The following is a 25,778-nucleotide window of genomic DNA, read 5'->3' as shown; positions in this document are numbered from 1 at the left end:
AGATTATTTCAGTTATTTAAGCTGTAGTGAAGTGTCTTATATTTTTAGGTGATTGAGAAAAATAAACTCGATCATGATTAGGAGCACCTATGAAACTGGAAAAACCGGAAAAAATTAATGGCAGAGTCCCGGTGTTGTCTGCTGAAGACGCTGTGAAATATATTCCGAATGAAGCCACACTTTGTGTCCTGGGGGCTGGTGGCGGCATTCTTGAAGCTACAACATTAATTACGGCTTTATCTGAACGTTATAAAAATACACAATCGCCTCGAAATCTTTCTTTAATCAGCCCAACGGGGTTGGGTGACCGGGCAGAAAAAGGAATTAGTCCACTGGCCCAGGAAGGTTTGGTGAGATGGGCGCTTTGCGGCCATTGGGGGCAATCGCCACGTATTTCCGAGTTGGCCGAACAAAACAAGATTATCGCCTATAACTACCCGCAAGGTGTTTTGACGCAGACTATCCGGGCTTCAGCCGCCCATCAACCCGGCGTTTTGAGCGATATCGGTATCGGTACGTTTGTTGACCCACGACAGCAAGGCGGGAAGCTCAATGAAGTGACCAAAGAAGAGTTGATCAAACTGATTGAAATCGACAATCAGGAGTATCTCTTCTATAAGGCCATCGCACCTAATGTTGCCTTTATCCGCGCCACGACATGTGATAGCGAAGGTTATGCCTCGTTTGAAGATGAAGTGATGTATCTGGACGCGTTAGTGATCGCGCAAGCCGTGCATAACAATGGCGGTATTGTGATGATGCAAGTGCAGAAGATGGTCAAGAAAGCGACGCTTCATCCCAAATCAGTCAGGATCCCTGGCTACCTTGTCGATATTGTGGTTGTCGATTCGGCTCAGACGCAGCTTTATGGCGGTGCGCCCGTTAATCGGTTTATTTCTGGTGATTTTGTGCTTGACGACAGTACCAGAATGGATATTCCACTGAATCAGCGCAAACTGGTTGCACGGCGTGCGTTGTTTGAAATGCGCAAAGGGGCCGTGGGAAACGTAGGCGTTGGTATTGCTGACGGCATTGGTCTGGTTGCCAGAGAGGAGGGCTGTGCTGATGACTTCGTATTGACGGTAGAAACCGGCCCTATTGGCGGCATTACCACTCAGGGGGTCGCTTTCGGCGCTAATGTTAATACCCGCGCTATTCTGGATATGACCTCCCAGTTTGACTTCTATCATGGTGGTGGACTGGATGTCTGTTATTTAAGTTTTGCTGAAATAGACCAGCACGGTAATGTCGGTGTTCATAAATTCAATGGGAAAATTATGGGCACGGGCGGGTTTATTGATATCAGTGCGACGTCGAAGAAAATTATATTCTGCGGAACATTGACGGCGGGTAGCTTAAAAACAGAAGTTAGTGAAGGAAAACTAAAAATTGTTCAGGAAGGGAAAGTCAAAAAATTTATAAAAGAGATACCAGAAATAACATTCAGTGGAAAAATAGCGTTGAAGCGTGGGCTGGATGTTCGCTATATCACTGAACGCGCGGTATTTACGTTAAAAGAAGATGGATTACATTTGATTGAAATTGCGCCCGGTGTTGATCTGGAAAAAGATATTCTATCTCAAATGGACTTCAAGCCAATCATATCCAGTGACTTGAAACTGATGGATGAAAGAATGTTTTATGACAAAGTCATGGGATTTGTTTTACCTGAAGTAGATAAATAATAGGAGTACAGAATATGGACTTTGGTTTAACCGAAGAACAAGAGTTGCTGTTGGCAAGTATTCGGGAACTTATTACCAATAATTTTCCTGAAGAATATTTCAGAACATGCGACCAAACGGGAACTTATCCCAAAGAATTCATGAAGGCGTTATCTGACAATGGTATTTCTCTATTAGGTGTGCCAGAGGAATATAATGGTATTCCGGCTGATTATGTGACACAGATGCTTGCGTTGATGGAAGTCTCAAAATGTGGTGCTCCCGCATTTTTGATCACCAACGGGCAATGTATTCACAGTATGAGAAGGTTCGGTTCGCCAGAACAATTGCGGAAAACGGCGGAAAGCACATTGGCCACCGGCGACCCGGCTTATGCGCTGGCACTCACTGAACCTGGTGCCGGGTCAGACAACAATAGCGCGACAACAACCTACACTCGCAAGAACGGCAAAGTGTATTTGAATGGTCAGAAGACTTTTATTACCGGAGCCAAAGAATACCCTTACATGTTGGTGCTGGCGCGGGATCCTGAACCAAAAGATCCGAAAAAAGCGTTCACGCTTTGGTGGGTAGAATCGAACAGTCCAGGCATCAAAATCAACCCGTTGCATAAAATTGGCTGGCATATGCTGAGCACCTGTGAAGTCTATCTGGATAATGTCGAGGTTGATGAAAGCGACATGGTCGGTGAAGAGGGCATGGGTTTTCTGAATGTAATGTATAACTTTGAAATGGAACGTCTTATCAATGCTGCCCGCAGTACCGGTTTTGCCGAGTGTGCATTTGAAGATGCGGCCAAATATGCCAACCAGCGCATTCAGTTTGGCAAACCTATCGGCCATAACCAGATGATTCAGGAAAAACTGGCTTTAATGGCGATAAAAATCGAAAACATGCGCAACATGGTATTGAAAGTGGCATGGCAAGCCGATATGCATCAATCATTACGAACCAGTGCCGCACTCTGTAAATTGTATTGTGCGCGTACCGCGCTTGAAGTGATTGATGACGCAATTCAGATCATGGGTGGATTGGGTTATACGGATGATGCCCGCGTTTCCCGCTTCTGGCGCGATGTTCGTTGTGAACGAATTGGCGGTGGCACCGATGAAATCATGATCTATATTGCCGGGCGCCAGATTCTGAAAGATTATCAGAATAAGTAGTCGTATTGGGCCATCCCCGTTCATCCCCGATGAGGTGAACGGGTTCAAATTACTGAGAAATTCAGGCGTTTTACTATTAATAGATTCCCCGGTTTCCCTTTCGCAGAGAAAGGTCGGGGGTGATATTAGCATTGGAATATCTATCACTATACCCGCCATACTTCAAGTTGCAGGTGTGTTGGCGGCGTTCGTTCACCCGAATCACTTACCTGAGTAAGCTCCTCGGGATTCACTCTCTTTCCGCCTTCCTGCAACTCGAATTATTTGGGGTATAAACTTAAATTAACACTTCTGGGCGTTCGCCAAACTCTGTTATATATTCCAGCCCATTGAGATCGTTTTTGAACTGTTTTTTGTATTCAGAAGGAGAACAACCCACATGCCGAATAAATAATTTTGTGAAGTGATCGACATTCTCATATCCGACCCTGAAAGAAATTTCATTCAGGCATAATTCTGTGTTAGTTAACGAAAACTTCGCTTCCGTGATTCGGCGTTTAATAACATAGTTTATTGGTGATATATGGTACTCTTTGGTGAATTCATGGCAGATATAGCTGACGCTGGCACGGAATTTTTTTGCGAGTTGATCTAAGGTGATTTTTTCTCTGTAATTGTTGTTTAAATAAACCAGGATGTCTTTTACCAGTACATCTTTTATTATATGTCCTGAGTCAGTTCTATACGCACTCTTGAAGTTCTCATAAAACATGACGGTGAGAACATAACCAAATGCATCATAGACTGGTGATGAGAGACCATTCATTTGCTGAGGTAATAACATACTGATTTCATGGAAAATATTTTTTATAACATTTTTATTTTTTGCTATTGAAACAATAGGACATGAGTTTGGCTGCATTATCCTATTTTCCTCAAGACCCGTAATCTTGAAATCATAAACTGCACAGGTATAGGTCGTTGCGGGTAATGTGGCATCAGAAGCCACGGAGTGCAAACAACCGCGTTCGATGACAATAATGTCGCCCTCCTGAGCAATATAGTTCGATGAATCAATCGTCAGATTGACAAGCCCTTTTTTTACATAGATCAGTTCGGTTTCCACTTCATGTACATGATGACCGGATTCCCAATTGGGATCGTCGCTAATAACATATCGAGAGAGTTTAGGTGTCAGTCCATTTTCGAATATGGCATTCGTTTTATTGTCAAACCAGCGTTGATACATGACTACCTCCACATTGAACCGTAAGGTCTGAGCCAACCATTGAGTGGCACGACATACCTCATGCTTCACGTCGCAGAAGCGTTGGCTGCCCAGTCGCTTACTTACTTATTTACTATGCTATTGCTTGAGTATTGGCCCGGTTGTTGCCTTTCTGTAACTCGAATTATTTAAGATATATATAGTAAGCGAAGATAGTTATAACATGAACCTGGCGCACGAAAACAAGATTGTTTGTATGTCATGCAAGATAGTACGCCGATCCAGACGTACTATAAAACATGTCACTGTTACAGAAATTAATCAATTTATTGGTTCTGGTCTACACATTGAGCTAATCAATAATATACATATTTGACACATTGAATTTACAATATGAACGTAATTTCATTTTTAACTGAATTTAATAATGTTTTTTTCAACAGAAATAATCATATTTATGATGTGCGTCACATCTTGTTTTTTTATCTTTTTTGGCGCATTAGTCTCGTGTTTAATATTTTCCTTATTTTATGCATCAATTTATCGGGTGGGATAAAAATAAATAGCTACCGGATTGTGTTAGATAACGCTTTTTTTGCAAGATAGTTGGTAACTAAAACATATTATCATGTCGTTTTTTCTTCGGAGCCGTATCAATATATCACCATGAATTTTGTCTACTTCCTTGAGATACGTGGGATAAATGATTTTTATCTAAGAAACTGCCATTAGGGAAGTAAAGAAACTTACTTCATATATTAAGTGGATATATATTTTTAACCGGGGAAAAATATGAATCAACAAAAAGTATCTCCTTTTCCTTTATTGCCAGCGATTGGCATCTCTCTGAATTGTTGTATTAGCCTGTTGCGTCATTACCATTCAGGTATGCAAACTTTCATCATTAATTCAAATATCTGTTATTGCCGATAGGAGATACCATGAAAATTATAACCTGCTTCAAGCTGGTACCCGAAGAGCAAGACATTGTGGTTACCGCAGAGCGGACGCTCAATTTTGATCGCGCTGATGCCAAAATCAGTCAGTTTGACCTGAATGCCATCGAAGCGGCCACCCAACTGGCCGGCACTGATGGTCAGGTCATGGCGCTCAGTGCGGGCGGCAAGTTACTGGAAAATACCAAGGTGCGTAAAGACGTATTGTCACGCGGTCCACATGCGCTTTACCTGGTTCAGGATACATATCTGGAACACTCGCTCCCTAAAGATACCGCCGCAGCGTTGGCTGCCGCCGCCAGTAAAATCGGCTTCGATCTCATACTGTTTGGCGAAGGTTCAGGCGATCTATATGCCCAACAGGTCGGCTTGCTTGTCGGCGAAATGTTGCAACTTCCCACTGTTAATGCCGTCAGCAATATTCAGGTGGTTGATAACCATATTCTGGCTGAACGTACCCTGGAAGATGAAGTGGAAATTCTGGAATTACCGCTTCCGGCGGTGCTCTGTGTTACTTCAGATATTAATGTTCCCAAAGTTCCGTCGATGAAAGCTATCCTCGGCGCCGGGAAAAAACCGGTAACGCAGTGGAAGGCCGCCGATATTGGCTGGACGCCAACGCCGCCTTTTACCGAACTGACCCATATCCATGTGCCACCGCAGGCAGAGCGTAAACACATCATCATTGAAAGTGATGCGCCAGAAGCGATTAGCGAATTGGCGGAACACCTGAAAAAAGTGCTGAACTAACCCGGGATGGAGAAAAATCATCATGAGTAAATTAACCAATGTATGGGTGTTCAGCGACAATATCGATCGCTACGCCGAATTGTTGGCTGGCGCACGCCAGTGGGGTGAACATGTCAACGTACTGGTACAGGATGCTGATACTGTGCCTGACGTTAAGTCGCTGGGTGCGGATATGCTTTATGTGCTGGGGGAAAAGTCCGCTCAGCAGCGTATAGAAAACTATGCTGAAACCGTGGCTTCCATTGTGGAGAAACCAGCCGCTCAGTCTCGGTCCGTTACACTGATTCTGCTATCCGCGACGAAACGTGGTAAAGCGTTGGCCGCCAGATTGAGTATCTTGCTTGATGCGGCAGTGGTTAACGACGTTACGTCATTAACGGTCAGCGATGAAGGCACACGTGTCGAACACCGTATGTACGGGGGGCTGGCATTCGGTAGTGAAAAAATCAACACACCGATCGCCATTATCACTCTGGCGTCCGGTGTAATAGAACCTATCGCGGCTAATCCTTCCCATGACTGCCCCGTCTATCAGGCCGCTTATGTCACGCCACGTCAGGAAATTTTGTGTAAAGAGCGTCGTGCCAAATCCTTGAGCAGTGTCGACTTGAGTAAAGCCAAACGTGTCGTTGGTGTGGGCCGTGGCCTGGTCTCTCAGGATGACCTGCGCATGGTACAGGAACTGGCGACGGCGATCGGGGCGGAAGTCGGTTGTTCCCGTCCGATCGCGGAAGGTGAACACTGGATGGAACGTGAACGTTACATCGGCGTGTCCGGGGTGCTGCTGAAGTCCGATCTCTATCTGATGCTGGGTATTTCCGGCCAGATTCAGCATATGGTTGGGGGCAACGGTGCTAAAACCATCGTCGCCATCAATAAAGACAAGAATGCGCCTATTTTCAAATATGCCGACTATGGCCTGGTTGGGGACATCTATAAAGTGGTTCCCGCCCTTATTGAGCACTTGACCCGTTAATGACACAAATCCCGCCACGTTATATCGAATTGATTACGCATTGCAGGAAGTGAAGACGTCTGCAACGTAGAAGATGACGGATATCGTGGCGGGATAGGGAGCCGAAATCATGTCGGAAGAAAAATTTGATGCCATCGTGGTCGGCGCTGGCGTAGCCGGTTGTGTGGCGGGTTATGTCATGGCGAAAGCCGGGCTGGATGTTTTGGTCATTGAACGTGGCAACACTGCGGGTAGTAAAAATATGACCGGCGGGCGTCTGTATGCACACAGTCTGGAAAAAATCATGCCGGGCTTTGCGCAAGAAGCGCCTGTCGAGCGCAAAGTCACCAAAGAGAAGATCTCGTTTCTCACCGATGAAAGCGCCGTCACATTGGATTTCCATAGCGAGCAACCGGATATACCATTGAAAGCCTCTTACACCGTACTGCGTAACCGGTTCGACCCCTGGCTGATGGAAAAAGCGGAAGAGGCTGGTGTGCAGTTTATCCCTGGTGTCCGGGTCGATTCGCTGCTCAGGGATGGTAATCGGGTGATTGGTGTACAGGCCGGTGAGGAGTCGCTGGAGTCCAACATCGTTATTCTGGCCGACGGCGTTAACTCGCTTCTTGGCCGTTCTATTGGAATGGTGCCGATATCAGCGCCTCATCATTATGCTGTCGGCGTGAAAGAACTGATATCCCTGTCGCCATCCCTGATAGAGGACCGTTTTAACCTTCCTGCTGGCGAGGGGGCTGCCTGGCTATTCGCTGGTTCGCCGTCTAACGGTCTGATGGGCGGCGGATTCCTTTATACCAATCGGGATTCTGTCTCGCTGGGACTGGTCTGCGGGTTGGGCGACATGGCGCATGCTACCAAAAGCGTACCGCAGATGCTGGAGGATTTTAAACAGCATCCCGCTATTCGTCCGCTTATTCAGGGCGGAACCATGCTGGAATATTCTGCGCACATGGTGCCGGAAGGTGGTCTGGAGATGGTGCCGCAACTGGTGGATGACGGCGTCATGATTGTCGGGGATGCCGCGGGACTCTGCCTGAATCTGGGTTACACCGTGCGGGGTATGGACTTGGCTATCGCTTCAGCGGAAGCCGCCGCCCTGACCGCTATCGACGCGAAACACCATCAGGACTTTTCCGCCAACCAATTGATGCGTTACCGGAAAACACTGGAGCAAAGTTTTGTGCTACAGGATATGCACCGCTATCGCAAGGTGCCAGCGATGATGGAAAATCCGCGCATGTTTACCCAATATCCGCGGATGATCGCCGATATCATGACCGATATGTTCATTATTGATGGCAGCCCCAGCCAACCCGTGCGATCGAAAATATTGCGCCGGGCCAAACAGGTCGGGCTGATGAATCTGCTGAAGGATGGCATCAAGGGGGCGAGTGCGCTATGAGCAGTGAAAATACGGTAAATGTGGACGTGAAACTGGGGGTTAACAAGTTCCGGGTGGACGAAAGCAACCCGCATATTGTCCTGGCCGATGATCCGGATAGGGAACAATTCCGCAAGTTGATTAACGCCTGCCCGGCAGGTCTCTACAAGCAGGACAGCGAAGGCAATATTCACTTTGACTATGCGGGATGTCTGGAATGCGGCACGTGTCGAGTGCTGTGCGGCGATACGATCCTCAAGAAATGGGAATATCCGCAGGGCACCTTTGGCATTGAGTTCCGTTTCGGCTAATTCTCTCCGCCGGAAAGCGGACGTCCCTCGATAAAGAGGATAGGTATTGTCCGCCGTATCGTCGATTGTCGATACGGCGCAGTGCCACGTTATGCCTTCACGTAAATGCGGGATACAGGGTGGAATCCAGGCGTGAGACATTTCTTTGGGAACCGCCGGTATTTCTCTCCCGATCATTGGGTTGAGCGCATGGCATTACGCGGTGGAAGGACTGTTTATAACTGAGTAAAACCAATGACTGTCACAATAAAATTCAACGCTGCACGCAGGGAATTATATCGACAACAAGGTTACTGGGGAGATGCCTCACTCGCCGACTACTGGCATCAGGCGGTGAAAGCGGCTCCCGAAAAAAACGCCGTTATTGATAATCAGGGAGCCTCATATACGTATGCCGAACTGGATCGCGCGGCAGGATGTCTGGCTACTTATCTGCTGGCCTGCGGCATTCAGCCAGGAGACCGGGTTGCTTTTCAACTCCCCGGCTGGTGTGAATTCACGCTGATTTACCTGGCCTGTCTGAAAACCGGTGCTGTTTCGGTTCCCCTGTTGCCTGCTTACCGTGAGACGGAACTCATCTGGACGCTCAATAAGAGCCAGGCCCGCGTATTGTTCGTGCCGACGAAATTCAAGAATACCTGCCCGATGGAGATGATTACGCCTCTTCGTTGCCAACTCCCGTATCTGGAACAGGTGGTGGTGGTTGATAAACTCGCTCCCGCTCTCTCGGTCACGTCGCTCAGTCAGGTGTTGCAAGACTATCCACCGCTGGAATATCCGATCAAGGTGCATGGCGATCAACTGGCAGCGGTGTTGTTTACTTCCGGTACGGAAGGGGTTCCCAAGGGCGTTATGCTTACTCATAACAATATCCTGGCCAGCGAACGCGCCTATTGCGCAACATTGAATCTGAGTTGGCTGGATACGATATTGATGCCCGCGCCGCTGGCTCATGCCACCGGCTTTTTGCATGGCGTTACCGCACCGTTTCTCATCGGCGCCCGCAGTGTGCTGCTGGATATTTTTAACCCGGTGCATTGCCTCACCTTACTGGTACGGGAAAAATGTACTTGCGTCATGGGAGCAACCCCGTTTGTCTATGACTTGTTATGCACAGTACAACAACAGCATTATGACCTGTCTTCACTGCGTTTCTTTCTGTGCGGCGGTACCACTATCCCGAAAAAAATCACCCGCGATTGTCTACAGGTCGGCATCAAATTGTTGAGCGTCTACGGCGCGACGGAAAGCTCGCCCCATGCTGTCGTTAAGCTCGACGATCCGCTGTCCCGCGTGATCAATACTGATGGTATCGCCGCTCCCGGTGTCGAAATCAAAGTCGTCAGTAAAGATCGCTCGCTGGTTCCTCGTGGTGAAGAAGGTGAGGAAGCCTCCCGTGGCCCCAATGTCTTCATGGGATATCTGGATGAACCCGAACTGACTGCTCGAGCGCTGGATGATGACGGTTGGTACTACAGCGGTGACCTCTGTCGAATGGATGAGGAGGGGTACATCAAAATCACTGGCCGGAAGAAAGATATCATTGTCCGTGGTGGTGAGAATATCAGCAGCCGCGAAGTGGAAGAGATTCTGCTGGAACATCCATACGTGCGCGAGGCGGGCATCGTCGCGATGCCGGACGAACGTTTGGGCGAGCGTTCTTGTGCGTATGTGGTGTTGAAAGAACCTTCCCACAAGTTAACGTTGGAGGACGTCATCGCCTTCTTCAGCCGTAAGCGCGTCGCCAAGTATAAATATCCTGAATATCTGGTCGTGGTGGATAAGCTTCCCCGCACTGCATCAGGGAAAATCAAGAAATATTTGCTGCGACAAGATATTATCCAGCGCCTCGGGTTGACGCCGGTAACATCTGGCGAGCCAGCGACGGCAAGTTCGATGACGCCGGGTTCCTTGCTGTCCCTATGAAATGGGCTGATGGGTAGCTGTTCGATATGGTCTGACGTCATTTATCTCCGACGCCGATATACTGGCGCCGGAGAATATTCTGCGAAAACCGGCGTACTGACTTCCTCATTACGCGAGCGCTATCGGTTGTGATCCTTCTGCGTCAGCAAAGCCGCTTTTAAGACCATCGGTGGCCGAGACATCGGGGATAGTCTCTGATAAAACAATCTTCCGCACGGCCAACTCACGAAATTGTGTGGGACTGACGCCGACATGTTTGTGAAAGAAACGTGTAAAATAGGCTTCATCATTGAACCCCAGTGCCGCTGCCAGTTGCTTGATGGTTTTGGCGGTATAGACCAGTTCACGCTGGTCACCAGAATGAGACACGGCGCATGAGCGTTGAAACGGGTATAATTCAACAGGACGTCAACGTCCCCTTGCTGGATAAGTAGCAATTGCAGTAAGGATTCGTGTACGTGGGAAGACACTTTCCAATCCAATGTTCTGGAACGGAAAGATAGACGTTCCACATTGAAGAAATTCTCCCAGCTCAATTCAAATTGTTCGCCATAAAGCGCATAAGCAGGAATGGTGGTAGTCATTATGATTCCCTTTTTGTTCCGGCTTTAAAACGGATACCCGGTTATATATTGCGCCTTCGAGGATGTGGCCCGCTATGCCAACCAGCGTGTTCAGTTTGAAAAGACTATCGGCCAGTTCCAGATGATTCAACTCAAACTGACCCAAATGGTCATCAAAATCCAGAATATGAAAAACTTCGTTTACCGCGTGGCCTGGGAGTGTGATAACGGTTTGCCGATGCGTTTGTCGGCGCCGATGTGCAAGGTCTATTGCGACCGCGCCGTCTGTAAGGGCAAGCGCTGCAAGTTCAATTGTAAGCGCGGTTTTTGCGCTTTTTGTTATTGTAGTCAGCATGGATTATGGCGCAGTGCTTTTTAGACCATGTCCACTTTAGACCATGTCCGCATACAGATGAAAGAGGACTGCATGCAATACTGATACTGGCTATTCAGTTGTGAAGACTGACATATATGGCTGTGACTGTTCTTTCAGAACTGCGGATACCCAATTTGTCATGAAAGGGTGTTTATATATTTGCCTGGATTGACAGGATATTGTTTTATCCATCTTACTTTCTGCTGGTAATCAGAGTATCAGTGCGCTGAATTACCCTGCTTTTTTATAAGGGGAAAAAACATGTTACCGTCATTACGTGCGTTGGTGGCTTTTGAGACGGTCGCGAAATTGGGTTCTATTGGCGCGGCGGCCAGAGAGCTGCATGTCACCCAGGCCGCCGTGAGCCAGCAGTTGAAAAGCCTGGAGGATTATCTCGACTGCGCCCTGTTTGAGCGTAGCCAGCGAGGTGTGGTATTGACGGCGGTGGCCCAGCAATACCTGCCGGTGGTGACTGGCTCCTTGCAGCACTTGCGGCTACAGACGGAAGTGCTGTTTGGTAAGCAACAACCTGATGTTTTGCGCGTTAAGGCCAACCATTCCATTGGCCATAACTGGCTGATCCCCAACCTTAACGATTTTATTACCAAGTTCCCTTTTATCCGTCTGGATCTCACCCTGGTGGATTGGCCGTCCCGTGAACCTTGTACTGATGCCGACGTGGAAATTACCAACGGTTTTATCGAAACTGAACATACCCGTGCTGAGCGGTTGTTTCAGGAGTCATGGCTGATGGTGTGCTCACCTTGCTTTAAAGCCCTGCATGCCGAAGCGTTATCAAAAGGCGACTTGTCTTCATTACCGGCCATTCAGGTTAAAGGCTATGAAGAGAGCTGGATGCAATGGTTGGCACATAACAAGATGGTGCCTGTCGCCCCCAATATTCAGTTGGAATTAAGTAACTCTCTGCATGCCCTGGAAGCGGTAAAGCAGGGGATTGGGATACTACTGGTGCGTTCGCTTGTCGCGGCGCGAGATTTGCAGGCCGGGTATGTGGTTGAAGCGTTACCGGGTTCGATGCCTTCAGAGTCCGGTCATTATCTGATCACGGCCAACAAGCGGGATGCCAAAGTGAACTTTTTCTGCGACTGGTTACATCAGCAAAATTAGTCAATTCCCCCCTATAGTTTCTGATCCTCACACCATCATCCCCCAATAAAATCTTATGACTGGTATTGGAAAATATAACGTCACGACAAACAAGTCTGTCATAGAGGCTGCATAGGATATGCCCAACACATAACAACAGCAGCGCGTCCCATGAAGATAAATTTTCAATCATTGACGGTGAAGATCAGGGTGCTGATATTTATCGCGCCTTTGATGGTGCCGCTGCTGACTTTCTGGCTGATTCCTTTTGGCTGGAGTGTCTATATCAGTTTTACTGATTGGGACTATATCTCGCCTCATTATCATTACGTTGGTTTTGATAATTATCAGTACATGCTGGAAGACAGCGGTTTTCATCAGGCGTTGCTCAATACCTTCTGGTTCGCGCTGGGCGTGGTCATTCCAACCGTGGTCCTCGGATTGATGTTTGCCCTGTTGTTGCATAAGAAATTTGCCGGCAGTCAGTTTTACCGGGCCGTCATTTTCTCGCCGTGGATCACGCCAACCGTGGCGGTTTCAATTGTGTGGTCTTGGGTGTTCGAAACCAAGAACGGTTTGGCCAACCAGCTACTCACCAGGATGCACATTGCCCCGATTCCCTGGCTGGAAAACGGCAATAGCGCGATGGTGGCGGTTATTATTGTGACCGTTTGGCAGGCCATTGGCTGGACCATGCTGTTTTATATCAGCGCGCTGAACAAGATCCCCGTATCGCTCTATGAAGCCTCATTAATTGATGGTTGCAGCCCGATGACGCGTTTTTTCAAAATCACGCTACCACTGATTTCTCCCACCACTTTTTTTCTGGTGATCGTCAATATGATCACGGCGATACAAGCGTTTGACCAGTTCCAGATCCTGACTCAGGGAGGGCCAGGTGGCACCACCAGAACCTTGCTTTATCTGTTCTATCAGCAGGCATTCGAGCAATACAACATGGGGCCGGCTGCGGCAACGTCACTGATTATCCTGCTGATAACGGGTGTGCTCACCCTCCTTAATACCTTGATGGGTAAACGTTGGGTGTACTACTAAAGGCGGCGTTATGACAATGCAATCAATTGATCTTTCCGTTGGAAATAACCAGAGCTCAGCCAGAGTCATGTCAGGGAAAATCAGGGAAATTTTATCCGATACCGAATCCGTTGACCGCGAAAAGATCACGGTGCGTCGCAGGATTTTTCCAACGACGACCATCGCCAGACATGTCTTCCTGGTTTTCTCCGGCCTGATTATGTTGTTCCCGTTCATCTGGATGTTATCGGGGTCGATGAAGTCCAATAGTGAGATTTTCAGCAATCCGTTGAACATTATCCCCAGGCATTTCCGCTGGGAAAACTTCGTAACGACCTTCCAGCTGGCGCCTTTTGGTCAGTACATTTTCAATAGTTTTACTGTGGCATTTTTCACGACGCTGATGGTTATCATTAACTCGTCGATGTTTGCCTATGCCATCACGCAATTGCGTTTTCGCAGTCGAACGTTGCTCTATTTGGTGGTTATGGGCTGCTACATGCTGCCCGGTGCTGTGACCTATATCCCGTCTTACATCATCCTGGCCAAAATGGGGCTGCTGGACAGTCATACCGGACTGATTTTTTCCAGCGCCGCCAGTGTGTTTGGTGTGTTCTACCTGCGCCAGGTGTTTTTGAAAATCCACCCGTCGCTGGTGGAAGCCGCCCGCATTGATGGTGCCGGCGAGTTAAAAATTCTTTGGGCAATCGTTTTGCCACAGTGCAAGGCCGCCATTGCGACGCTGTCCTTGATCACCTTTATCACTGAATACAATAGCTACATGTGGCCGAGCCTGGTTATCACCACTCAGGATCGGCATCTAATCGCGGTAGGAATACGTCAGTTCTTTATTGCGCAAGGTAACTATGGCCTTAACTGGTCGCAGATTATGGCGGCCAGCACTATTGCTGTGGTGCCTTTGTTGGTTCTTTTCATGGTATGTCAAAAAACGATTTTATCCGGCATTGCCGATAACGGTGTTAAAGAGTGAATGGATATGAAACTGAAAAAACTCGCAATAATATGTACAGGTTTTGCTATGGGTTCGCTGGTTGTTGTCGGAAATGCGTCCGCTCAAACTGAGGTCGACTTCTGGTACTCAGGTGGCACCAAGCCTCAGCAGATGATGACCAAACTGATTAATGAATTTAACAGTCGCCAACATGACTATGTCATCAAAGGCGCGTTGCAGGGTAATTACGCCGAGACTTTCCAGAAGTTACAGGCGGGCATGGCGTCTAAAACAGCGCCGGAATTTGCCCTGCTGGCGGCGGATCAAGCTGAATCCATGGCACACCGGGGACTGGTTCGTGATCTTCGCCCGTATATGGATAACGCCTTCCATTTTGATGATTTTATCAGTGCCTTCCGTCAGCAAGTGACCTACCCGGACGGTACTGTCTATGGCTTGCCAGCTTACGGTACGACACAAATTTTCTACTACAACAAGGCGAAGCTGGCTGAGTACGGCTTCACGCCAGCCGATTTGGCGACCTGGCAAGGTGTGGCTAAAGTGGCGGCCAAAGTCACCAGGAAAGACGCCAGCGGCAATACTGTCTATTACGGCTGGGAGCCGATGTGGGGCAAGGACAACATGATCGATGCCGCGCTTTCCAACGGGGGCAAGATCATTAGTGATGACGGCAAAACCGTACTGATCGACTCTCCACAGTGGGTCACGGTGTGGGAGAGCTTCCGCACATGGCTGCATAAAGACAATATCATGCGTATCCACCACGGTGGCCAGGGTTGGGAATACTGGTACAAAACCATTGATGATGTGATGAAAAACCAGGCACTCGGTTATACGGGGTCTTCTGGCGATCAGGGCGATCTGGATTTCACCAGGCTTGCCGCGACGACTCAGCCTGGCTGGGGCAATCATCCGGCGGCACCTCAGGCGGGAGCGTTGGTTTTTGTGATGCCAAAAGGGACTGATGATAAGGCTGCCAAGGGCGCTTTTGAATTTATGAAATTTTACACCAATGCGGAAAATACCGCGCGCTGGTCGATGTTTACCGGTTATATCCCGGTGCGGAACAGCGCGAAGGACGTAGCGGAGTATCAGGCATATACCAAAAAGAACCCACAAGCGCTGATCCCGTTGAAACAGGCGACGACAGCCAGCAAAGACTTCCTTGATCCGACAAATGGCCAGATTGGTGATGCGTTAGCGATTGCGGCTGATCAAGTCGAAATCGAAAATATCCCCGCTGAGAAAGCGCTGAAACAAGCTGCCAAACGTGCTCAGCGTGCGCTGGATCGCGTTAACCGCCCTTAATCTGGGAAATAGCTGGTGGTGATGGCTGGGCTATTACCGACATCACCGCCTGCTATGACAGGTTGTCCGGATTTCCCTACCGAGAAAGAGGTAACTATGTTGACGTTTTCCGGTGAGCTGGCTTTCGGTCATCAGCTTGAAACGTTTGATGTGCCAGCAGGCACTGTGAGTCTGTCCTTGTCAGGAACCACGCTCAAACAGGGCTTCCTGTATGCCTATCTCTATGATGCCCGGCTGCAATTAAGAGCCTGTATGCTTTGGCAGAAACAGGAGAAGACAGTGGTGATTGGCTGCGAAACTGCTTCCCTGGGCGGCATTGCGGGTGAGATTCCGGCCGGTCGGTGGGAACTGCATATCTACAACCTCGAGGGGGAAGATCGTGGGCATAAACCGATGCAATATCGGGTTGACGTAACAACCAGTGAAATAGCCGATGATGAAAATATCGGCATTCATGTGCCGACGGTAACCAGCCTCAACGCGGATAATCATATTACGTTTGACTACCACGCGATAAAGAACCCAGCATCTGGTTGGTACCGTGGTGATATGCACGCCCACACGGTACTTTCTGATGGGCATAACCGGCTGGAGGCGGCGGTAGATATTATGGCGCGTCAGCAGTTGGATTTTATCTTCCTGACTGAACACAACATCTGTCATCCGGCGTTACCTGACGGCGGACGTACGTTGGTGCTGCCGGGGATAGAGATCACTACTGATAAAGGTCATTTCAATGTTCACGGACCGGTAATAGGTCTGGCGATGCGTGATGCTGATTTTTCCAGTGAGGGGTTGATCCGTCAAGGGTTAGCGATAGCCAGGGGATCGGAACCGCACGGCAAGCCGACCGGGTGGGGCGGCGGCACTATCAGTATCAACCATCCGATGATGAAACCCTGGCACTGGCATTTTGCAGATATGCCGCTGGCGCAAGTCAATACCCTGGAAATTTGCTGCGATCCAACCTGGTCGACATCACCCGCATCCACCGAAGCGGCGCTTGAGGTATTGAGCGCTATATGGAACAGCGGCCAGAAAATCTATGCCGTGGGGGGCAGTGATGCCCATCTTGAACCCCAAGAGCGTAATCCACAGGCAACTGAACCCTCTATTTACGGAGATCCTTCCACTTTCGTCTTTTCCCAGGGATTAAGCGGTGCGGGGATCCTCACCGGGCTGCGTCAGGGTCATGTCTATGTCGAACGGCGGTGTGGTCTTGGGGTCAGTATTAACCAGGGGCGTGTCCTGCCGGGCCAGGATGTGGGTGGCAGTGAACTGAATTACCATCTGAGCGTTACTGACCGCAGTGCGAGTTATTATGCCGAGTGTGTGGCCGATGGAAAGGTGATTGCGCGGGAGCAGATTACATCCAAAGGCATTGAGATTGATGTTGATATGCAGCATCACCAGTGGGTGAGAATTGATATTCGGCGTGGCAATCTTGCCACCTTGCCAGCGGATACGCGTGGCGAGTTCGAAGGCGTCGTTAACCCGGTATTTAATGGACAGCATGTACGCTTTACTCAACCGCAGGTTAACACCTGGGGAGAGTTGATGGAGACAATGGGAAAAAATGGAAATTAAAGGCGTATTGTTCGACAAAGATGGCACTTTACTGGAGTTCCACCAAATGTGGCTCAAGGTTTCGCTGGGTGTAGTCGGGGTGTTGTTAGATCGTTATCCAAACCAGTCTGTGATCAGCGCAGAGTGCCTGCTGAGCGCGATTGGTGTATCGGGTCAGCGGGTTGACAATAGTGGTTTGCTGGCCTCAAACCCGGTTGAAGATATCGCCTTGGCCTGGTTTGAGATACTCATACCGGATTGTTCGCCAACACGCTTTATCGATGAAGTTAAAACGTTATTTAATCAACAAGTTGAGAAAAATTCGGCATTAATTCAGGCCTTGCCGGGCATCGAGGCTGTACTCATCGCACTGAAACAAAATGGGCTCAAGCTGGGGATTGCGACGGCTGACACCAAGGCCGCAACACTGTATTCCCTGGAACAGGCTAATTTGCTTGGTCTGTTTGATTTTGTTGGTTACTCCGATGGAGACATTGCCCCAAAGCCAGCTCCGGCGCTGATGGAAGCCTTCTGCCGCCAGTGTGGACTGACTGCCGGGCAGGTGGTGATGCTGGGGGACACGGTGTCTGACATGAAATTTGGTCGTAATGCCGGGGCGATAAGTGTCGGTGTGTTAACCGGGACGGCAACGAGAGCTGAACTGGCGCCACATGCCAGATTGGTGCTGGCATCGGTTGCCGATTTTAACCCCGGTTTACTGGACATGGCATAAGTCAGTGTGTGAAGCCCCTTGGCGAAACATAGCGTGTTCCCAGCATCACCACGCTGAATTTGCCGCTGATGTCCGCATCAGCGGCGTGTAATTAAACCGGCGAATAGCCACCGTCACAACGGGAATACACCATGGCAGAAGTCGTACTTCGCAATGTAGAGAAAATTTACCCGAACGGATTCAACGCAGTAAAAGGGATCAACCTGAGTATTAAAGAGGGCGAATTCATCGTATTCGTCGGCCCTTCAGGCTGTGCAAAATCGACAACATTGCGCATGATTGCCGGTCTGGAAGAGGTAACCAGCGGCGACATTCTGATTGGTGACAAACGGGTCAATGATTTGCCGCCCAAAGATCGTGGTATTGCCATGGTATTCCAGAATTATGCCCTTTACCCGCATATGTCAGCTTATGAAAATATGGCCTTTGGCCTAAAGCAACAGAAGCTGGATCGCAGTGAAATCGACGGTCGAATCAGGGCGGCCGCTGAAACGCTTGAAATTACGCACCTGCTGAATAACAAGCCAGGGGAAATGTCGGGTGGTCAGCGCCAGCGTGTTGCGCTAGGTCGGGCTATGGTGCGCAAGCCCGAGGTATTTCTGTTTGATGAGCCTTTATCAAATCTGGATGCCAAATTACGGGTATCAACCCGCGTTAGTATTGCTCAGTTGCACAACAACCTGAAAGCCGAAGGACAGACTGCCACCATGATCTATGTGACCCACGATCAGGTGGAAGCAATGACGCTTGGCGATCGTATTTGCGTGCTCGATCATGGGCAGATAATCCAGGTCGATACACCCATGAATCTTTACCAGTATCCCGTTAATAAATTTGTGGCGGGTTTTATCGGTTCGCCAGCGATGAACCTGATTAAAGCAACCGTTGAAGTCGAAGGAACGCTAACCTACATCGTGCTTGAGAATGGCACCCGACTGTCACTGCCGGCGGATAAAGCGGCAAGAGTGCAGAATAAGATTGGCCTGCCGGTGTGGTGTGGGTTGCGCCCTGAGCACATTACTGTTGCAGATGATATATCTCTTGATCACCAGAGACAGAATATCGACATACAAACTATCAATGTAGTGGAGTCAATGGGGAACGAGCTCTATTTGTACTTTAACATTGGTAACGACAATCTGGTGGCACGAATTCCATTTGAACCTCAGCGCATGATTACGCGCGGGGAGTCAAAACCACTCTATTTTGATCTATCCCACTGCCATCTGTTTGATATTGATACAGAGCAGTCTTTGCTACGGTAATAACGAGGCCGAAACCGTCAGTGAGCTTAACCATCTTTTCTGATGACCTGGCATCTTTTATTTTGATCTCAGCATGTGGTATACCGGCCCCCCCATTACACTTCTCCGTGGTGGCGTAATATTCGGTAAAATGTCGACTTACTGGCAAGATAAATACCTTTATCCGCCAGATGTGACACGATTTGCGAGGGAGTCAGTCGTTACCGACGGTTTCTCCGTAATAGCCCCGAGTTTTTGCAGCATCGGTATTGCCTCCACCAGTGCTTTTTCTTTACGGTGCAGCTCTTTTCCCCTGTTGCTAATTCATTTCTGACGTTGCTTCAAGAGGGCATTATCTTCCGGAGCCGGGACCTGTAAAAAGGCTTGTTTCCACTGCATAATCTGTTCAGGGTAAAGGCCTTTTCCCCAGTATTCAGCGAGTTTCGGCTCACTGAGTGTGGCGGTTTCGACTATCACGGCGAGGAGGACTTCCGCCGACCATTGTTCTCTGTTTTTTGTGTTACCCGGCACCGGTTTCACCTCTGTTTTAGCCTGATCTCGTCAGATATATAGAGAGTAGCTTCGGATATTCCTTCTATCTGCGCAATGCGGCGACGGTCATGTTGTAAGAGGCGATAATTTTACCAGCACATTGACTTTACACTCTGGGAACACGTTTTATCTGTCACGCCGTGCCCTCAGCGTTCATTTTCAAAGGGAGTGATAACTATGCTGATACTTAGGGGCGTTAGACCGTAAATTTTTATCGCATAATAAATAATTTTCATTATCATTACGATTCCGTATTTAAAATTCATTCCGTTGAAGAGTTGTGTTTAATGAAAAAAGTCATCTGCGTGTTAGGAATGGTGTTCGCCTCGGTCAGTTCTGCTTTGGCCACTACGTATCCTCTGACAATTGAGAATTGTGGATATAAAGAGACGTTTACCAAAGCCCCTGAACGCGTTGTCGCACTGGGACAAAATACCGTCGAAATTCTGCTGCTATTAGGGTTGCAGGATAAGTTGGTCGCCAGCGCGTTTTGGCCGACTAAAGTTCTGCCGCAACTCGCTGAACAGAATGCAAAAATCAAAACGCTGACGGTGGAAATACCGACACTTGAATCTATTCTTGCCCAAAACCCTGATTTTGTTCCCGCACAACTGCCTTTGCTGCTCGGCCCAGAAAGTAAAGTCGCCAAGCGTGAAGATCTCGCCACCGTTGGCGTAAATAGCTACATGTCTCCTGGTATGTGTGCAACCAAAAAAGGCATTGGCGATATGTACGGTAGCCGTCAAAAACTGTGGAACATGACATTTCTTTATAAAGAGATTGAAGATTTCGCCAAAATCTTCAATGTAGAAGATCGCGGCCGGGCGTTAATTGCCGATTTTAAAAAACGCGAAGCAAATCTTCGCCAGGAGTTCGGAAAGAACAAGAAAGACCTTTCGTTTGTTTTTTGGTTCTCCAGTGCTTCTCCCTCCTCTGACGCCTATGTTGGCGGCAAGAACAGTGCTTCCGGTTTTATTGCCAATGTGTTAGGCGGCCATAACGCCATCACCTCAGAGACAGAGTGGCCAACCGTCGGTTGGGAAAGCATCATTGCCGCGAATCCCGACGTGATTGTCGTTTCAAGCCTTGACCGTAATCGCTGGGTACTCGATAACGCGGAAGAAAAAATTAAATTCCTCAAAACCGATCCTGCCGTCAGTCAGCTAGATGCGGTGAAAAAAGGTCACATAGTTGTGATGGACGGTCAGGCGATGAACCCAACTATTCGCACGATCTATGGTGCTGAACAAGTCGGCGAACAGCTCAGAAGCCTGGGATTAGATAAATGACCTCTGTGGCACAGCCGATGAGACAGACGTTCCTGCTAGGCACGTCGAGTGTTCTTTCAGTAGCGCTGTTATTCCTGGTGATCGCGATTGGCGCCAGTGTGGGTGAGTTGTCTATCCCGCTGCGAAGCGTGTTCTACGCCATAAGTAATAAACTCGGACTGACAGAGGTACCCCTTAGCCGCATTTACGAAAGTGTAATTTGGGACTTTCGCCTGAGCCGTGCTCTTGTTGCGGCCTGCTGCGGTGCCGGGTTGGCGATTTGCGGTGCGGTACTACAAAGCCTGCTGAAAAATGCACTGGCAGAACCTTATGTGCTCGGTGTTTCTGCCGGCGCTTCAACTGGTGCGGTTTCAGTGGTCGTATTGGGCATCGGAACTGGTGCCGTGTCGCTCTCTGCTGGCGCATTTGCGGGGGCATTTTCTGCCTTTGTATTTGTCGCCTTTTTGACCAATGGCGCACGCGGCGGTAATGAACGCACCATTCTGGCGGGTGTTGCTGCGTCTCAGCTCTTCAACGCTATTACCGCTTACACCATTAGCACATCCGCTAGTGCGCAGCAGGCGCGTGACGTGATGTTCTGGTTATTGGGCAGTTTCAGCGGCGTGAGATGGCCTGAGTTTCAACTTGTTCTGGTAGTCGTACTGGTAGGGCTTGCAGTGTGTCTTTACTATGCTCGAGCGTTGGATGCTTTTACTTTTGGCGATGATGCGGCCGCCTCTCTGGGCATTTCCGTTCTCTGGGTTCGCCTGATCCTGTTCACTACCACGGCACTGATCACCGCCACCATTGTCAGCATGGCTGGTTCCATCGGTTTTGTAGGGTTGGTCGTTCCGCATGTCATGCGTTTCTTCTTTGGGCCGTTGCATCGCACGTTGCTTATCGCCAGCGCACTGGCAGGCGCCATCTTGATGGTATTGGCCGATATAGCTTCGCGCTTATTGATCGCCCCGCAAAGTCTCCCGGTCGGCGTGGTCACCGCACTGGTTGGCGTGCCGTTCTTTGCCGTTATTATCTACCGCTCAAGGAATAAGTGATGAGTATCACCGCTGAAAATATTACCTGGACGGTGGGTAAAAAGACGATCGTCAACAATGTCTCGCTGAGCGTTTCGCGTGGAGAAACCGTCGGGCTGATTGGTCCTAACGGCTGTGGTAAGTCATCACTTCTGCGGATCCTCGCTGGATTACGACGCCCCCACTCGGGTACTGTCACGCTGGACGGGCAAAACATTGCTCGGATTGCCAAAAAACAGCTGGCGCGCCGGGTGGCGTTTGTTGAGCAGCACGGCATGACGGAAGCAAATATGCGCGTTGTCGATGTGGTGAAACTGGGGAGGATTCCCCATCACTCCCCATTTTCTAACTGGAGCCTGCAAGATGACGATACTGTCACCGCCGCGCTCCAGCGCGTGGATATGCTTAGCAAAAGCGAACAGGGGTGGCTGAGTTTATCGGGTGGCGAGCGTCAGCGCGTTCACATTGCACGGGCTATTGCACAATCGCCGACGGAAATCCTCCTTGATGAGCCGACCAACCATCTGGATATCCATCATCAGATACAGTTGATGAAACTTGTCAGCGAACTGCCAGTGACCAGCATTGTGGCTATTCATGACCTTAACCATGCCTCCATGTTCTGCGACGCATTGATTGTGATGCAAAAGGGCCAGATCGTCGCTGCGGGTAGCCCACAGGTGATCCTCACTGAGCCACTGCTTTGGGATGTGTTCGGGGTAGAGACAAAGATCGAAATATCTCCATTCCACGGGAAAAAACATATCTACTACATCGCTTAAGACCACACTAGTATGCCTTTTTCCATCCTGCAGTCAGTTATTCAGCTCTGGCCGCTTGTTTTATTGGGTAGCCAATTTTTTAATATTGGTTATCACGCCGCTGTGTCGGGTATTAAATGTATTTACATTGATATAAGAAGGGGGGAGGGAAATCACCATCCATGTACTTCTCTAAACTCGCTCCTTACAACCTTTATGACGTCCAGACTACGCTCGGTAGAAAAACGCTCTGCTGAGCAGTGCCGATGACTGATGTCATGGCGGCTCGCAGAGGTGAAGAAGATTATATACCACGGTTTATCAGCGAACAGGCTCCGGGATTAAATACAAGTCCCCGGTATATGCGCTGAGGGATCCCCAGAAAATCAGCGCTAATAAACCAACACCATACTTCGGTAGGTTTTGGTGAGGTGATTAAGAGCAGCGTGCAATGCTGTTTGTTTTAATGTCAGCGGAGAGTGTCGCAAGACATTCTCCGTTAATGTCAGGTAAGAGATGCCCGTCGTAATTTTACGCTGTTGGCCTGGTATCCTGGATTTACAATTATAAAAAGTGGCATTACTGATCCCATTCTGGCGACAAGTTTCCTCAACTTTCATACCTGAATCATTATTCGACTAATACTGCCAATTAGACCATTCAGCCATTTTGGCACTCGGTCTTTTCCTTATAATCACCCAGTCTGGCACTCTTTTTTGCAAATTAAATATGATGTTTTTTTGACATAATATAACGCCTTTCATGCAACAATATCTTTGATAAAATAAAAACAGATAATGTTATCTGATGGGAATTTTACTATATCATCTGTGATGATAGAAAAATAAATACTGAGTGGTTGCGAATTATGACTATATGTTTTTTTAAAACAACTTTAAAAGCATTAGTGCTGGGCGTTAAGAATATGTAGTCCAATGTAAGGGTTCCGTTCATAGTCAGTGTTCTGACCACGGTGATATGAAAGAATTATACAGATACCAGCTATGGTTTCACATGCATCATTCTTTATTATTTCGCCGTCGTCAGTACCGAGTTACAATCAGCGGAACAACGCTGTCTACTCCTTTTTACTCTTCTGACAGCAATTTCTGTGCTATCACTAAAGCTTCTTCCTTCGAAGATGTCATAATCAAAGGATAGCCCCAGAATTTTTCATATACGATAGAGAATGGTTTGGCAGCAATCCGTTTGGCATTGTTTGGTTCAATATGGATTGAGGCTTTTACGAAGGCCTGTAATTCACTCTTGTGAGCTTTCATCCAGCGTGTAGTCTGCTTCATCTCTTCAGGCGAATGCGCGTGTTTGTCATGAGCAATACCTTCATCGTTCAAGAAAACGAAGACCTCTTTACGGGCAAGCAGAGCTTCGAGCTCTGTAAACGGGGATACATCTGGATCCCTGCCAAAGGCAGCGATTTGCATCCACACGAAAGGGAACTGAGTAGCATCAATCCGCATAGTAATATTCCTTCCAAATTTTGGTTTCATCTATTGTCATTGTCGGTAGTCCCACCGGCAAGTAAAAGGCATTTACATCATTGGCATTGAGGGGCAAAGCCTCCGGCTGCAACACACCAGTATGGTTTATTCAAACATACCCAAAAGGGCATAGAACTTCATTGCGATGGTTGGTCATAATATTGCTCAATTCGGCCAGTTCACGCTCCTGTTCAATGCTCCCTTCCTGAATACAGCGGCAGGATTAACTTGCGTGTTCGGGATTTCTTCCATTTCAACGGAAGTAAATGCCCAGAGATAAGTCGTGCTTCAATGCGCCAGTGCTTGATGAGCGGAAGCGTTAAGACTGAGTGGACGGCAGAACGGGAAAGATATTTACTTGTCTATTATGGTTACCCGTCATGTGAGCTATTGCAGAGAGGGGGGACTGGTATCAGATATTCGCAGCGGATAATTTCTAGTGGCTTAGTGCCCTTTTTCTCACCACTGTTGATAAACCTCTCAATATCTTGGCCGTGCCTGCGTGTGAGTTGAAGTGCAGGCATACATGTTCCATAAATGAGGTGAATGAATTTCTGAAGATTTTTGCACGGTCCTTCATAAGTGAACTGCACATAGTCTCCGGCTTCCAGGAGTATGGCTTGCGTTGAAGGTACAGGCTGCGTCAGCACGTAAGATGAAACCGAAGTGGTATACAAAATTTCCAGTTCGTTATCCCCTTCACGCCCGGGCCGGACCTGATGTAGCCCATAAAGTACAGAGGGGGATAAGCCTGTTTCTTCAAGAAATTTCCCCCAGAAATGGGGCCGCATTTCATCTTGATAACTGGTGACCTGCTCGAGCGTACAGGTATAACTTTGTGTCTGACTGATTAACACAGTTTCCGGTAAAGTCACGAAGGTTGCTTCCGGAAGAGTTAAATCACTTGGGTGGATAGGTGGTCGTAGCCCGTATGCATTCCAATCTGGCGAATGTCGATACCTGCCGGGGGTCTGACTAAACTGCTTTTTGAAGGCACGTGTAAATGTCTGTTGAGAATCGAAGTGACACTCAAGGGCAATATCCAGAATTGGGCGGTTGGTTAATCGTAGTGCCACGGCTGCTGTTGACAGTCTGCGGGCGCGAATATAACTACCTATTACGTGACCGGTGACTTCTTTAAACATCCTTTGCAAATGCCACTTTGAGTATCCGGATTTGAGGGCGACTTTATCCAGAGACAACCGCTCTGTAAGGTGGCTTTCAAGCCAGGTAAGTAAGTCGAAAATTATTCTGGTTTGGTTCATAAATCGTCTCCCACCATATTAAACAATAGTGAAAAGGAACATTTCTGTGCTTCTGTTCCCCATTGCTGTCGTGGCAACGTTGCGATACCCACCAGTGCGAGCCCTCCGGGAAAGATTCGAGTATCTGAATGTGAAATTCAAAATAAGCGATTCTGCATTAGACTGCATTGCGAATGTT

Annotated in this window: 22 protein-coding genes and 2 pseudogenes; 18 read left to right on the top strand and 6 right to left on the bottom strand. The window is 48.4% G+C overall.

Going from position 1 to position 25,778, the window contains the following annotated elements; translation table 11 throughout:
* Positions 1 to 89 precede the first annotated feature (89 nt).
* Positions 90 to 1,685 (top strand): acyl CoA:acetate/3-ketoacid CoA transferase, encoded by a 1,596-nt coding sequence (locus tag PCO85_14180; protein WJV52381.1) that lies wholly within the window; start codon positions 90 to 92, stop codon positions 1,683 to 1,685.
* 14 nt (positions 1,686 to 1,699) lie between these two features.
* Positions 1,700 to 2,851, top strand: coding sequence for an acyl-CoA dehydrogenase (locus PCO85_14175; protein ID WJV52380.1), 1,152 nt, complete (start codon positions 1,700 to 1,702; stop codon positions 2,849 to 2,851).
* A gap of 277 nt (positions 2,852 to 3,128) precedes the next feature.
* Here PCO85_14175 and PCO85_14170 read toward each other — a convergent pair whose 3' ends face one another.
* Positions 3,129 to 4,040 (bottom strand): AraC family transcriptional regulator, encoded by a 912-nt coding sequence (locus PCO85_14170; GenBank protein ID WJV52379.1) that lies wholly within the window; start codon positions 4,038 to 4,040, stop codon positions 3,129 to 3,131.
* 920 nt (positions 4,041 to 4,960) lie between these two features.
* Here PCO85_14170 and PCO85_14165 point away from each other — a divergent pair.
* The 5 genes from PCO85_14165 to fadK all read left to right on the top strand — a co-directional run bounded on the left by PCO85_14165 (position 4,961) and on the right by fadK (position 10,316).
* The gene (locus PCO85_14165) at positions 4,961 to 5,725 is read left to right on the top strand and encodes an electron transfer flavoprotein (GenBank protein ID WJV52378.1); all 765 of its coding nucleotides are present in this window, start codon (positions 4,961 to 4,963) and stop codon (positions 5,723 to 5,725) included.
* Between the two features lie 22 nt (positions 5,726 to 5,747).
* The gene (locus PCO85_14160; GenBank protein ID WJV52377.1) at positions 5,748 to 6,701 is read left to right on the top strand and encodes an electron transfer flavoprotein subunit alpha; all 954 of its coding nucleotides are present in this window, start codon (positions 5,748 to 5,750) and stop codon (positions 6,699 to 6,701) included.
* Positions 6,702 to 6,810: 109 nt separating this feature from the next.
* Positions 6,811 to 8,100 carry an FAD-dependent oxidoreductase gene (locus PCO85_14155; GenBank protein ID WJV52376.1) on the top strand — a complete coding sequence of 430 codons (1,290 nt, stop codon included), beginning with the start codon at positions 6,811 to 6,813 and terminating at the stop codon, positions 8,098 to 8,100.
* Positions 8,097 to 8,390 carry a ferredoxin family protein gene (locus tag PCO85_14150; GenBank protein ID WJV52375.1) on the top strand — a complete coding sequence of 98 codons (294 nt, stop codon included), beginning with the start codon at positions 8,097 to 8,099 and terminating at the stop codon, positions 8,388 to 8,390. Before PCO85_14155 ends, PCO85_14150 begins: the two co-directional genes overlap by 4 nt.
* 234 nt (positions 8,391 to 8,624) lie before the next feature.
* Positions 8,625 to 10,316: a medium-chain fatty-acid--CoA ligase gene (fadK, locus tag PCO85_14145; GenBank protein ID WJV52374.1), complete on the top strand. Its 1,692-nt coding sequence runs from the start codon at positions 8,625 to 8,627 to the stop codon at positions 10,314 to 10,316.
* 108 nt (positions 10,317 to 10,424) lie between these two features.
* On the opposite strand, the gene PCO85_14140 is transcribed toward fadK, so the two are convergent.
* The gene (locus PCO85_14140) at positions 10,425 to 10,685 is read right to left on the bottom strand and encodes a helix-turn-helix domain-containing protein (protein ID WJV52373.1); all 261 of its coding nucleotides are present in this window, start codon (positions 10,683 to 10,685) and stop codon (positions 10,425 to 10,427) included.
* 264 nt (positions 10,686 to 10,949) lie between these two features.
* On the opposite strand from PCO85_14140, the pseudogene PCO85_14135 reads away from it, so the two are divergent.
* The 8 genes and pseudogenes from PCO85_14135 (at position 10,950) to ugpC (ending at position 19,242) form a co-directional block, all read left to right on the top strand.
* Positions 10,950 to 11,159, top strand: a pseudogene (locus PCO85_14135) (acyl-CoA dehydrogenase family protein).
* Between the two features lie 357 nt (positions 11,160 to 11,516).
* A complete protein-coding gene (locus PCO85_14130; protein ID WJV52372.1) occupies positions 11,517 to 12,383 on the top strand; it encodes a LysR substrate-binding domain-containing protein in 867 nt (288 codons plus the stop codon).
* 150 nt (positions 12,384 to 12,533) lie between these two features.
* Complete coding sequence (locus PCO85_14125) at positions 12,534 to 13,418, top strand: sugar ABC transporter permease (GenBank protein ID WJV52371.1); 885 nt, start codon at positions 12,534 to 12,536, stop codon at positions 13,416 to 13,418.
* 10 nt (positions 13,419 to 13,428) lie between these two features.
* Complete coding sequence (locus PCO85_14120) at positions 13,429 to 14,388, top strand: carbohydrate ABC transporter permease (protein ID WJV52370.1); 960 nt, start codon at positions 13,429 to 13,431, stop codon at positions 14,386 to 14,388.
* Positions 14,389 to 14,436: 48 nt separating this feature from the next.
* Complete coding sequence (locus PCO85_14115; GenBank protein ID WJV52369.1) at positions 14,437 to 15,678, top strand: extracellular solute-binding protein; 1,242 nt, start codon at positions 14,437 to 14,439, stop codon at positions 15,676 to 15,678.
* A gap of 96 nt (positions 15,679 to 15,774) precedes the next feature.
* Positions 15,775 to 17,265: a CehA/McbA family metallohydrolase gene (locus PCO85_14110; GenBank protein WJV52368.1), complete on the top strand. Its 1,491-nt coding sequence runs from the start codon at positions 15,775 to 15,777 to the stop codon at positions 17,263 to 17,265.
* Positions 17,255 to 17,977, top strand: coding sequence for an HAD family hydrolase (locus PCO85_14105; protein ID WJV52367.1), 723 nt, complete (start codon positions 17,255 to 17,257; stop codon positions 17,975 to 17,977). Before PCO85_14110 ends, PCO85_14105 begins: the two co-directional genes overlap by 11 nt.
* Positions 17,978 to 18,108: 131 nt before the next feature.
* The gene (gene ugpC, locus PCO85_14100; GenBank protein WJV52366.1) at positions 18,109 to 19,242 is read left to right on the top strand and encodes a sn-glycerol-3-phosphate ABC transporter ATP-binding protein UgpC; all 1,134 of its coding nucleotides are present in this window, start codon (positions 18,109 to 18,111) and stop codon (positions 19,240 to 19,242) included.
* 303 nt (positions 19,243 to 19,545) lie between these two features.
* Here the strand turns inward: ugpC and PCO85_14095 are convergent, their stop codons facing one another.
* Positions 19,546 to 19,752 carry a hypothetical protein gene (locus PCO85_14095; GenBank protein WJV52365.1) on the bottom strand — a complete coding sequence of 69 codons (207 nt, stop codon included), beginning with the start codon at positions 19,750 to 19,752 and terminating at the stop codon, positions 19,546 to 19,548.
* 308 nt (positions 19,753 to 20,060) lie between these two features.
* Between PCO85_14095 and PCO85_14090 the strand changes: the two genes are divergently transcribed.
* Genes PCO85_14090 through PCO85_14080 form a run of 3 tightly spaced genes read left to right on the top strand, consistent with a single transcriptional unit; the run spans position 20,061 to position 22,857 of the window.
* Complete coding sequence (locus tag PCO85_14090; protein WJV52364.1) at positions 20,061 to 21,062, top strand: ABC transporter substrate-binding protein; 1,002 nt, start codon at positions 20,061 to 20,063, stop codon at positions 21,060 to 21,062.
* A complete protein-coding gene (locus tag PCO85_14085; GenBank protein WJV52363.1) occupies positions 21,059 to 22,096 on the top strand; it encodes an iron chelate uptake ABC transporter family permease subunit in 1,038 nt (345 codons plus the stop codon). The genes PCO85_14090 and PCO85_14085 overlap by 4 nt, the downstream gene beginning before the upstream one ends.
* The gene (locus tag PCO85_14080) at positions 22,096 to 22,857 is read left to right on the top strand and encodes an ABC transporter ATP-binding protein (protein ID WJV52362.1); all 762 of its coding nucleotides are present in this window, start codon (positions 22,096 to 22,098) and stop codon (positions 22,855 to 22,857) included. Before PCO85_14085 ends, PCO85_14080 begins: the two co-directional genes overlap by 1 nt.
* Before the next feature lie 371 nt (positions 22,858 to 23,228).
* Here PCO85_14080 and PCO85_14075 read toward each other — a convergent pair.
* From PCO85_14075 to robA, 3 genes and pseudogenes are all read right to left on the bottom strand, one after another.
* Positions 23,229 to 23,386: pseudogene (locus PCO85_14075) on the bottom strand (IS4/IS5 family transposase).
* A 538-nt stretch (positions 23,387 to 23,924) separates the two neighbouring features.
* Positions 23,925 to 24,314 (bottom strand): hypothetical protein, encoded by a 390-nt coding sequence (locus tag PCO85_14070; protein WJV52361.1) that lies wholly within the window; start codon positions 24,312 to 24,314, stop codon positions 23,925 to 23,927.
* 392 nt (positions 24,315 to 24,706) lie between these two features.
* Positions 24,707 to 25,600 (bottom strand): MDR efflux pump AcrAB transcriptional activator RobA, encoded by an 894-nt coding sequence (robA, locus tag PCO85_14065; GenBank protein WJV52360.1) that lies wholly within the window; start codon positions 25,598 to 25,600, stop codon positions 24,707 to 24,709.
* Between the last annotated feature and the right edge of the window lie 178 nt (positions 25,601 to 25,778).

It is taken from the genome of Prodigiosinella aquatilis (genome assembly GCA_030388725.1).
Classification (GTDB): domain Bacteria; phylum Pseudomonadota; class Gammaproteobacteria; order Enterobacterales; family Enterobacteriaceae; genus Prodigiosinella; species Prodigiosinella aquatilis.
The sequence above is the reverse complement of the archived record's forward strand: the minus strand, read 5'-3'. Positions and strand labels throughout refer to the sequence as shown.